Raw genomic sequence first — 10,973 nt, forward strand, 5'->3', positions numbered from 1 at the left:
GTATAATTACTATAATCTGCTTGGTGATTATACCACAAAATCCTAGCTAGTTAACATATGCTTTAATATGATCTACACGAAATTTCGCTGTTGAATAGCGCTAGCTAGAATATCCCAGTAGCTACTAGTGCGGGAGAGGTAAGTGGAAAACTGCTGCAAGTAGGCTTGGCTTCACTTAAAACACAGTGTTCAGATAAGATTTACAGCAGAGGAGGACAGTACTTATTAAGAAGCAATTGACTGCTAGCAATCCTGTGAAGTCTTGCTGTTTTTCTTCGACCAATTTTAGTATCTTTGCGCCCCCGCCAAGGTGGTAGGGTCTGGGGCTGAGCTTCAGGTAGTTACCAAAAACGCGGACCAACTGCTAGTCCTAGGTTGGAACGTGTATAGCCAGGGCTAAATACAATATGGCAGAAGTAGTAGATAACTTTGACTGGGACAACGTCGGAGCGAGTGGTTTCGGTGGCAACTACAGCCCCGAGGAGCGCGCCCGGATGGAACAGATGTACGGCGACACGCTGACAACCGTCCAGGAAGAAGAAGTGGTGAAAGGTACCGTAGTGGGCATCACTGACCGCGACGTAATCCTGAACATTGGCTTCAAATCCGACGGCCTCGTGCCCCTGTCTGAATTCCGCGACCTTCCCGACCTGAAGGTTGGTGACCAGGTAGAAGTATTCATTGAAGACCAGGAAGACCTAAATGGCCAATTGATCCTGTCGCGCAAGAAGGCGAAGATCAAGCAGGCTTGGAAGGCTATCTACGATGCTTTGGAAAACGACACTGTATTAGAAGGTGTTGTAAAGCGTCGCACGAAAGGTGGTCTTATCATGGAGCTAGACGGCGTAGAAGCTTTCTTGCCCGGCTCGCAGATCGACGTGAAACCCATCCGTGACTTCGACATCTATGTTGGTCGTCGCATGGAAGTGAAAGTGGTGAAGATCAACGCTGCTTTCGACAACGTGGTTGTTTCGCACAAAGTCCTAATCGAGAAAGACCTCGAGAAGCAGCGCGAAGCTATCCTCAACAACCTGGAGAAAGGTCAGATCCTCGAGGGCGTTATCAAGAACATGACCAACTTCGGTGTGTTCATCGACCTAGGTGGCGTCGACGGCCTGCTGCACATCACTGATATCTCGTGGGGCCGTATCGCGCACCCGAGCGAAGTGTTGCAGCTGGATCAGAAGTTGAACGTAGTAGTTCTGGACTTCGACGAAGCCAAGAAGCGCATTAGCCTCGGCTTGAAGCAACTGACCCCACACCCATGGGATTCGCTGCCAGCCGATATGGGCGTAGGTTCGAAAGTGAAAGGCCGCATCGTGAACGTTGCCGATTATGGCGCATTCATGGAAATCATTCCTGGCGTGGAAGGCCTCATCCACGTTTCGGAAATGAGCTGGAGCCAGCACTTGCGTAACCCACAAGATTTCATCAAGCAGGGCGACACGGTAGAAGCGCAAATCCTGACGCTCGACCGCGAAGACCGCAAGATGAGCCTAGGTATCAAGCAACTGACCGAAGATCCTTGGACTCGCGGCGACTTCGCCACGAAGTACGCAGTAGGCACCAAGCATAACGGCCTAGTGCGTAACCTGACCAACTTCGGCTTGTTCGTAGAACTAGAAGAAGGTGTTGACGGCCTCGTGCACGTTTCGGACCTATCGTGGACCAAAAAGATCAAGCATCCTTCAGAAGTAGTGAAGGTAGGTGACCGTCTGGACGTGCTAGTACTTGAACTGGACGTTGCTAACCGTCGCTTGGCTCTAGGCCACAAGCAGCTGGAGGAAAACCCCTGGGATACGTTCCAGACGGTATTTACCCCCGGTTCGGTACACCGTGCTACTATCACCGAGAAAAACGACCGCGGCGCGGTGCTAGAGTTGCCTTATGGCATCGAAGGCTTCGCTTATCCGAAGTCACTCGTGAAGGAAGACGGCTCGAATGCTGAAAACGGCGAAACGCTCGACTTCCGCGTAGTAGAATTCTCGAAAGACGATCGTCGCATTGTGCTGTCGCACTCGGCTACTTACGGCCAGCAAGCACCACAAGAAGATGACCGCAATTCGAAGTTCGCGAAGAAGAAGCCAGCTGCTGGTCAGCCTGCTGCCGCCCAAAACGATAGCAAGCAGAACGACGCGAAAAAGCCAGCTCCGGCTGAAAAGTCGACCCTAGGTGACCTGGACGCGTTGAGCGCCCTACGTGACCGGATGATGGGTGACGAGCGTCAGGCTGGTGAACAGAAGCTGCAAGCGCAAGTTGAAAAGAAGTCTACTCCAGCTCCCGCAGTTGAAGGTGGTATTCTATCGACTGTAGCGAATGCTGCTACGGCTGCTTTCGAAAAAGCTAAAGAAGTAGCTACCGACGCTGTTGATGCAGCTACGCACACAGCCGCTTTCGAAAAAGCTAAAGAAGTAGCTGGAGACGTGGTAGAACGTGCAAAGCACTTGCTCGACACGGATGAGACTAAAAAAGAAGACGAGCAAGCGTAAGCAGTTCACTCTTTAATTTAGTGAAATGGAAAGGCCCCAGCAGAACTGGGGCCTTTTCTATGCGGGTGAATCATTCTTTTTAATTTGCTTTCTTCAGATAGACAGTTGCTTAAGGCTAATAAAGACGAAAAAACGATATCAGGTTTGGCGGAAGCCAACTAAACCTGTAAGTTTGCGTCCTCATTCTGGTGACGTGACCGAGTGGCTAGGTAGAGGTCTGCAAAACCTCCTACAGCGGTTCGAATCCGCTCGTCACCTCTTTTGATTCCTGTTTTCAGTAGTTCAGTACCCCGGTTGACTAGCCCCAACCGGGGTTTTTGTTTTTAGGCTGGTTTACTAGCGAGTACGTGCTGCTAGGGTAAAGGCTAAATGGGTTTGTGGCTGACAAAACATAATCCTTACATTTAAGAAAATCGTACAAGCAGGCTGTTTATTACGCTTTCCTCCTTTCCCAAGCACTTTTATGAAGATTATTGACCTGCGTACTATGCGCGGCCCAAGTTACTGGTCGGTGAAGCATTACAAGCTAATTGTGATGAAAGTAGACTTGGAGGATTTTGCCAACATGTGGTCGGACGCCGTGCCTGGACTCGATGCTAGGATCATGCAGCTCTTTCCTGCTATGAGCCAGCCTCAGGGGGCAGAAGCGAAAAAATATGCTTCTAAATATCCGCCGCTCACGCGCGAACAGATTGCTGATGGTGAACCGCTAGGGCACTTGATTCGGCATGTTGCCTTGGAAATCCAGCGCCTAGCAGGCATGCCCGTGTACTGGGGCAAATCATACCCAGCCCGTGAAGAAGGGGTAGAGTTTGTGGTTTTCTCGTACCAAGAGGAACGAGCAGGGCGAGCCGCTGCCGAAGCCGCTGTGCAGATTGTAGAAGCGCTGTGTCGGGAGCAGGAGGTGAACCTACAGCCTATTATTGATGAACTGCACGAAATCCGAGAAGATGAGTTCTTCGGACCTAGCACATGGAGCATTGTAGCAGAAGCTGCTTCGCGCAACATCCCATACATTCAGCTCAAAAACACCTCGATTATCCAGCTAGGATACGGGTGTAATCAAAAGCGTATACAGGCTACTACATCTTCTAAGACAAGCTATTTCGCCGTCGAGATTGCTGGCAACAAGAACAGAACAAAAGCCATGTTGCACGACGCAGGTGTACCAGTGCCGCGTGGCACCACGGTGTATTCGCCGGTAGGCCTGCAAGATGCCGTTGATGAGCTAGGTTACCCTATCGTAACAAAGCCGCTCGACGGCAATCATGGCAAAGGAGCAACTATCAAGATCAAAACTTGGAACGAAGCGCTGGCTGGGTTAAAGGCTGCCCAGGAATACTCGCGGGCTGTGATCGTGGAAAAGTATGTGGAAGGTGACGATTACCGCTTGCTGGTGGTAAATGGTAAGCTCATTGCCGCTGCAAAACGGACGCCTGCTGCCGTTACTGGTGATGGAACCCGCACGATCCAGGAATTAATCGACCACGTTAACATGGATCCGCGACGGGGAGTTGGCCACGAGAAGGTACTTACCCAGATCAAAGCAGATCAACATACTTTAGACCTGCTAGCAGGACAAGGCCTGGCCTTAGAATCGGTGTTGCCGGCTGGCACGACCGTGTACTTAAAAAGCACAGCCAACCTTAGCACCGGTGGTACCGCTACAGACGTAACCGACTTGGTAGATCCATACAACGTGCTACTGGCGGAGCGCGTAGCGGGCATCATTGGGCTCGATATATGCGGCATTGATCTGTTGACGAGCGACATTGCCATTCCCCTCAATGAAACAAACGGCGCCGTTATCGAGGTGAATGCTGCGCCTGGCTTCCGGATGCACATTTCGCCCACCGATGGTTTGCCGCGTAACGTGGCTGCCCCGGTGCTTGATATGCTGTTTCCGGCTGGCTCTACAGCACGCATTCCTATTATTGCCATCTCGGGCACCAACGGCAAAACCACCACTACTCGACTGATTGCGCATATTGTGGCAGCCAAAGGCTATAAAGTAGGCTTTACTACCACCGATGGCATCTACATTCAAAACAAACAGCTGCAAAAAGGTGACTGCACCGGTGGACAAAGTGCTGAGTTCGTTCTGAAAGACCCTACCGTCAACTACGCAGTGTTGGAAACGGCGCGTGGTGGCATGCTGCGTTCGGGGCTAGGCTTTCACGCCTGCGACATTGCTGTGGTAACCAATGTAGCTGCTGACCACCTAGGTATGCGGGATATTCACACGCTGGAGGAAATGGCGGCGGTGAAAGCCGTTGTGCCGCGTACAGTACAGAAGAACGGGTGGGCCGTACTCAACGCCGATGACGACTTGGTGTACGGGATGGCTAAGACGTTGGAATGTCGGGTTGCTTTCTTCAGCATGGACGAGAATAACCCTCGAATTCGCGAGCATGTGGAGCAAGGAGGAGTGGCGGCCGTGTACGAGGAAGGCTACGTCACGATCTATAAAAACAGCTACAAGCTGCGCATCGATAGAGCCGCTGAGTTCCCAATAACTTTTGGTGGCAGAGCAGGCTTCAATATCGAAAATTCGCTGGCTGCGGCGCTGGCAACCTACCTAGCTGGGTTCGAGAAAGACGATATCAAAACCGCCTTGCGCACATTTGTGCCCTCTGCTACTAAAACGCCGGGCCGCATGAACGTGTACCGGTTCCCGAAGTTCGAAGTCATTGTTGACTATGCCCACAATACGGCTGGTATTGAAAAGTTTGCGGAATTTTTAGACAATACCACTGCCACCCGCAAAATTGGGATAGTATCGGGGCTAGGTGATCGGCGCGAAGAGGATACCTTAGGTTTTGCGCGGGTAGCAGGGCGCACTTTCGACGAAATTATATTACGGCAAGACCGGGACCTGCGTGGCAAAACCGCTGCCGAACTACGCGAGTTGATGACTCGGGGCTTGCGCCTCGACAAAGCTGACTTGCCTATTACCTACATTGAAAATGAAATGGAGGCCATCGACCACGTGCTAGCAACGTCTCCAGAAGGATCGGTTATCGTCTTGCTCACGGAGAACATCAGCGATACCATTAAAAAACTAGAAGCCTATGAACAGTCCGTCTGAACCACGGATTCGACGGATTCATCGGGTTTCACGGATTTTGTAGTCGATTGTCTCTTCTTTCTTTTTAGCATAGCTTAAAAGTCAAAAAGCCTTCCCGCAAGCGGGAAGGCTTTTTATTGATCGTAACCTAAGTTATTACTTGCTCACAAAATCCGTGAAATCCGATGAATCCGCCGAATCCGTGGTTCAGGTTACTTCAGCGTGAATGTAGTCTTGCCGATCATAACACCGCCTGAGTACAGCTCAACCGTGTGCAGACCCGTCTTGTAAGGAGCGCCTTTCGCATATACAAACTGCACGGGCTGGCGCGTGTTATCGTACACGACATCTTGCTTGGCTGTGTAGAATGCTTCTGCCCCGTCGATCATGAACGTGCCGCCGCCAGTGCTCAGGTTATAGAGCGCTGAGCCATCAGGTTCGATCAGCCGCATCATAATCTCCTTGGTTTCTTTGGGTGATACATCATTGCGCGCAATGTTGAAGGTTACCTTTACCTTTTCCACACGCTTGGCTTTGAACTCATTTTCTTCGTCATCCTTTTCCTTGTTGCGGCTATTGATGACGCCTACCTTGATGTTCTCGGCTTGTAAGCGTGATGCAATCGTTACCTTCTCTGTAAGTTCCTGATTAGAGCGTACTACCGTCGAAATGGTGTCAGTGAGCTTATTCTGACGCTCTTTCAGAGTAGTTGTCTCGGTATAAAGCGCTTCGTTGTCCTGCTTGAGCTGGGCAATTTCAGCGTCTTTTGCTTTCAACTGGCTTTCCAAATTAGCAGCGCGCTGCTTGAAACGTTGCTGGTCAGCAATAGAGAAACTGCCTTTCTTAAAGGAACGGAGTTTCAGCAAGTCAGCATTGATGGAGGCAATCTTGGCTTCTAGCGAATCGTTCGACTGCCCCATGGATTGTACTTCCTGGCTTTGTCGCTCGAAATCAGCTTTGAGTGCTTCAAATTGCTTGATTTGCTCTTCTAGCTTCGTGTCCTTTTCCTGCACAGTGGCAGTAAGTTGCTCATTCTGCTTGCCTTTCTGCTGATTCATGTAAATCAGCACGGCATTAATGCCCAACAAAACCAGAATTAGGGCTATCCAAAGTAGGGCCCGGTTGCTTTTCTGTGGTTCGGGGCTGGTGTTTTGTTCCATATGAAAGGTGGGTGTTTAAATGAGTAAAGCCCGGACTGTCCGGCTGGCGCATTACCTTTATTCGCAAAAATAAACGGATTAGCCGCCTACGCAAATACATTACATAGTTACTAAATCCGGATGAATTTGGATTTAATCTTTGATCCTTCCTACTGGAGTGAGCGTTATACCACGGGTCGCACCGACTGGGACGTGGGCGCTATAACGCCGCCTCTGCGCGATTATTTTATGCAGCTAGGCCCACCCGACGCCCGTCGCATCTTAATTCCGGGCGCTGGCAATAGTTATGAAGCTGAGTATCTGCATAGTTTAGGTTTTACGCAGGTCTTCGTCGTAGAAGTAGCACCAGAGCCAATCGCGGCATTTCAGGCGCGGGTACCTAGCTTTCCCCAAGAGCATTTATTGTTGCAAAATTTCTTTGCCTTGTCTCCTGCGCTTCCCTACGATCTAATAATAGAGCAAACATTTTTTTGTGCGTTGCCTCCCACGCAGCGCGCTACTTACGCGCAAAAGTGTGCTCAGCTCTTACGCAAAGGCGGAACTTTAATGGGATTATTGTTCGATGCAGATTTTGGACCTAGGCAAGAACCACCGTTTGGCGGTAATCGGGCAGAGTACGAAACGTATTTTGCGCCGTACTTTGATTTTGTTCATTTCGAAAGGGCCTATAACTCCATTAAGCCACGCCAAGGACGGGAACTGTTTGTCTGTTTGAAAAAGAAATAAGCTTGAGCTACTTGTTGTAGTGCCTTATAGCTACTATACCTAGCTCTTTTTGTACCCATTGTTCAACGAAGCATGGAGCTGTTGCTCCACGCTGCATTTCCTCTTGTATGTTTAACTCTCTCGCCGACGCTCTGCCGCACTTTCGCAACACCAACTCTGGTCAGTTCTTCTTGATGGCTGGCCCTTGCGTAATTGAGGGGGAGGAGATGGCCCTGCGTATTGCCGAACGGGTGAAGCACATCACCGACAAGCTGCAAATCCCGTACATCTTCAAAGGCTCGTACCGCAAGGCAAACCGTTCACGCCTCGATTCGTTCACAGGTATTGGCGACGAAACGGCTCTGCGCATTCTGCAGAAGGTGAGCAAGGAAATAGGAGTACCCACCGTTACCGACATTCACGAAACCGGCGAAGCCGCCTTTGCAGCCGACTATGTTGATGTGCTGCAAATACCTGCTTTCCTGTGCCGGCAAACCGACTTATTAATTGCCGCAGCCAAGACGGGCAAAGTAGTTAATATCAAAAAAGGTCAATTCTTATCGGGGGAGGCCATGAAGTTTGCCGTCGATAAAGTGAAGCAGTCGGGCAACGAACACGTCATCCTAACGGACCGGGGCAACTCCTTCGGTTATTCCGACTTGGTAGTGGATTTTCGCAACTTACCGGAGATGCAAAGCTTTGGTGTGCCGGTGGTGATGGACGTGACGCACTCCTTACAACGACCCAACCAAGCAAGTGGTGTAACCGGGGGACAACCCGCTCTGATCGAGACGATTGCTAAAGCTGCTATTGCGGTAGGAGCGGATGGTTTATTTATCGAAACGCACCCTACACCAGCCACAGCGAAGTCAGATGGCGCCAATATGTTGCCCCTAGATCAGCTGGAACGTTTGCTGATAAAACTGACAAATATTCGGCAAGCCTTGCAGGATACGGGTAGCGTAAAAGACCTAGGAGTAGCGGGCCTATAAATGCCAATTAGTCAATTTTGTTGTCCATTTTTTGCCAAAACATACCGTATATTTGTTTCGTTGAAAACGAAAGTAGCAGGAAGCAAATGCCCCCTGCTACCGTTCTGCTAGGGATTAAATAAGAGGTATAAACCTCCTACTCCTCCCAAAGCGGCCAGTACCTTCACCAAGAAGGTAGTGGTAACCTGGATGGAGAATCGGAAACGAAGCCCATCCAAGTCTGTACGACCCTTACCCATATACCAGTGGATTTGAGGGTGGCTCACACACCCACTTATCCCGAAGCCCGTGCTCACAACACGGGCTTCACTGTTTTAAAAGCTTAAAACAGTCGTGTTGGCGGGGTGACAACCGTACGCTTGCCAAATATACTGGCATTTGCGTCATTTGTTTGCTATTTATAATAGCAAAATTTATTTGTAGTGTTTTCTCGCTGATCTGGTTACCTAGGCAGACAAGCTACGCGTACGATTCATGATTTTATCAAACACATTATCGAAGCGCAAGCGGAAATGCTGTTTTGGTTGATTCTTGCGGAAAAACACCAGTCCCACAAAGAACAAGTCGATGGTAAGTATGACCGCCGGGTGAGCTTTAATCGTTTGCCAAGCGCGGGTCATGTCTGCTGACCAATGAATGTCATCCAGCACAAATACGCTGTGGTCGGTGCGATAGGGGAGAAGCTGTTCGAAGTAGCGCACGGTGGGCTCGTAGCGATGATTGCCGTCAAAGAAGGCAAAGTCAACGGGGCCTACTAGGTTTCTTAACGTTGGAGCTAGGGTTGCATCAAGGTTGCCTTCTATAAGCGTTACATTCTGTAAGCCTAGCTCTTCGAATGTTTGCTGCGCAATGGCGGCAGTTTGAGGACAGCCTTCAAACGTAATGACCTGCGCTCGTGAATCGGCGGTAGCAAGGTACGCTGTTGTAAGCCCCAAAGAAGTACCTAGCTCCAGCACAACGCGCGGCTGAAACCGATTGACTAGCCGGAACAACAACTGGCCGAATTTGCGCGGTTTGGCAGCCGTGCGGGCGATAGCACCTACACGGCGTTGCTGACCAGCCCCCGTGCGTGAGCCAGCCCCAAAATCGCGGACAGTAATAGTGTCCATTCGCTTGAGTAACGCACTACGCCTAGCTTCAATAGAGGTGTAGGGGGCGTAGAAGCCATCGTGTAGGATGACATCGTTGTAGAGCGCAAAAACGAACGGGGAATGCAGCCCATGCGCATTCCCCGAACGGAATAAAAACTGTACGTACTGGAGTGCCTGGTAGAGCAAGAAATTAAATAGCTAAATGGCTGGTCGTTCAAAACTACTTGTTAAAACGATCATTTAGGAATTACCTAGCCATGCAACCAGTAACTTAGTTTAGACGATACGGAACGACAAGCGTAAATTCAGGTATTTCTACCATGAATGTGCGGCCATCTACGAGGCGCTCCATCTGGTAAGTACCGCGCATCTTTCCTAGGCCACTCTTAAGATTGCAGCCAGATACATACTGGTGCGAGTCGCCGGGTTCTAAGATAGGTTGCTGACCTACAACACCTTCCCCTTCTACTTCACGCACTACACCGTTCGCGTCGTAGATGTACCAGTGACGGCGAAGCAGCTTCACCGTGTATTCGCTGTTATTCTGAATATCAATTTTGTAGGCGAATACGTAATGTTCTTGGCTAGGGCTGGAATAGTCAGGCAGATAATTCGTTGTGACGCTAACCGTGACGCCTTGCGTGGTCGTGGTATTCATGGCTCTCATTCAATTCTGTGAGGGACAAACAGCCGTGGCCGAAGTTTGGTTTATCTACGCAGCTCAGCACCAAAAAGGCCAGCTGTCACCGTAAAAAATTTAAATTCCCTATGTCTGTAAAGATAGAAGAAAGCTGGCAGCGCGTACTACAAGACGAGTTTGACAAGCCCTATTTTCAGCACTTGACTGCTTTTGTACGCGGCGAGTATGCCACTGCCACCGTGTATCCGCCTGGTGCCCAGATCTTTCATGCCTTCGATGCCTGTCCTTTCGACCAAACGAAGGTGGTTATTTTAGGCCAAGATCCTTACCATGGCCGAGGGCAAGCACATGGCCTAGCTTTCTCTGTGGCCCATGGCGTGCGCACGCCCCCGTCGCTTCAAAATATCTTCAAAGAGCTCCAGCAGGACCTGCCTGGTACAGCACCCGCTCCTGATGGTAACCTTGACCGCTGGGCGCAGCAAGGTGTGCTGCTACTCAATGCTACCCTCACCGTTCGGGCAGGCGAGCCAGGCTCACACCAGAAAAAGGGCTGGGAGCAGTTTACCGACGCCGTTATTCAGAAGGTCTCCAACTTAAAAGAGCACGTCGTGTTCATTCTGTGGGGAGCCTACGCGCAGAAGAAGGAAGAAATAATTGATGGCCGTAAGCATCTTGTGCTCAAAGCAGCGCATCCATCACCTTACGCCGCCGATCGGGGCTTCTTTGGTTCTCGTCCGTTCAGTAAAACGAATGCGTACCTAGAACAGCACGGCGAAGCACCGATACAGTGGTAAATCTAAACCACGGATTCGAACGGATTATTCGGATT

General features: G+C 50.3%; 8 protein-coding genes and 1 tRNA gene. 6 read left to right on the plus strand and 3 right to left on the minus strand.

Translation table 11 applies throughout. The features are described 5' to 3' along the window. The first annotated feature begins 407 nt into the window (after positions 1-407). The 3 genes from rpsA to cphA all read left to right on the plus strand — a co-directional run bounded on the left by rpsA (position 408) and on the right by cphA (position 5,577). Positions 408-2,489, plus strand: a complete 2,082-nt coding sequence (rpsA, locus tag BXP70_RS06295) for a 30S ribosomal protein S1 (RefSeq protein WP_086593164.1) — start codon at positions 408-410, stop codon at positions 2,487-2,489. Positions 2,490-2,676: 187 nt separating this feature from the next. After that, positions 2,677-2,747, plus strand: a tRNA-Cys gene (locus tag BXP70_RS06300). Positions 2,748-2,952: 205 nt separating this feature from the next. Continuing rightward, entirely contained in the window at positions 2,953-5,577 is a 2,625-nt protein-coding gene (gene cphA / locus BXP70_RS06305) for a cyanophycin synthetase (protein ID WP_086593165.1), read from the plus strand. A 191-nt stretch (positions 5,578-5,768) separates the two neighbouring features. On the opposite strand, the gene BXP70_RS06310 is transcribed toward cphA, so the two are convergent. After that, the gene (locus BXP70_RS06310; protein WP_086593166.1) at positions 5,769-6,716 is read right to left on the minus strand and encodes a hypothetical protein; all 948 of its coding nucleotides are present in this window, start codon (positions 6,714-6,716) and stop codon (positions 5,769-5,771) included. A 120-nt stretch (positions 6,717-6,836) separates the two neighbouring features. Between BXP70_RS06310 and BXP70_RS06315 the strand changes: the two genes are divergently transcribed. Both BXP70_RS06315 and kdsA read left to right on the plus strand, forming a co-directional pair. After that, positions 6,837-7,442, plus strand: a complete 606-nt coding sequence (locus tag BXP70_RS06315) for a methyltransferase domain-containing protein (RefSeq protein WP_086593167.1) — start codon at positions 6,837-6,839, stop codon at positions 7,440-7,442. Positions 7,443-7,549: 107 nt separating this feature from the next. Further along, positions 7,550-8,413, plus strand: a complete 864-nt coding sequence (gene kdsA / locus BXP70_RS06320; RefSeq protein WP_086593168.1) for a 3-deoxy-8-phosphooctulonate synthase — start codon at positions 7,550-7,552, stop codon at positions 8,411-8,413. A gap of 446 nt (positions 8,414-8,859) precedes the next feature. Here kdsA and BXP70_RS06325 read toward each other — a convergent pair whose 3' ends face one another. Together BXP70_RS06325 and apaG are read right to left on the minus strand one after the other, a co-directional pair. Continuing rightward, the gene (locus BXP70_RS06325) at positions 8,860-9,522 is read right to left on the minus strand and encodes an O-methyltransferase (protein ID WP_317044456.1); all 663 of its coding nucleotides are present in this window, start codon (positions 9,520-9,522) and stop codon (positions 8,860-8,862) included. 253 nt (positions 9,523-9,775) lie between these two features. Beyond that, the gene (gene apaG, locus BXP70_RS06330; protein WP_086593206.1) at positions 9,776-10,162 is read right to left on the minus strand and encodes a Co2+/Mg2+ efflux protein ApaG; all 387 of its coding nucleotides are present in this window, start codon (positions 10,160-10,162) and stop codon (positions 9,776-9,778) included. A gap of 110 nt (positions 10,163-10,272) precedes the next feature. Between apaG and BXP70_RS06335 the strand changes: the two genes are divergently transcribed. Beyond that, a complete protein-coding gene (locus tag BXP70_RS06335) occupies positions 10,273-10,938 on the plus strand; it encodes a uracil-DNA glycosylase (RefSeq protein ID WP_086593170.1) in 666 nt (221 codons plus the stop codon). The last annotated feature ends 35 nt before the right edge of the window (positions 10,939-10,973 follow it).

It is taken from the genome of Hymenobacter crusticola (assembly GCF_002154225.1).
GTDB lineage: Bacteria > Bacteroidota > Bacteroidia > Cytophagales > Hymenobacteraceae > Hymenobacter > Hymenobacter crusticola.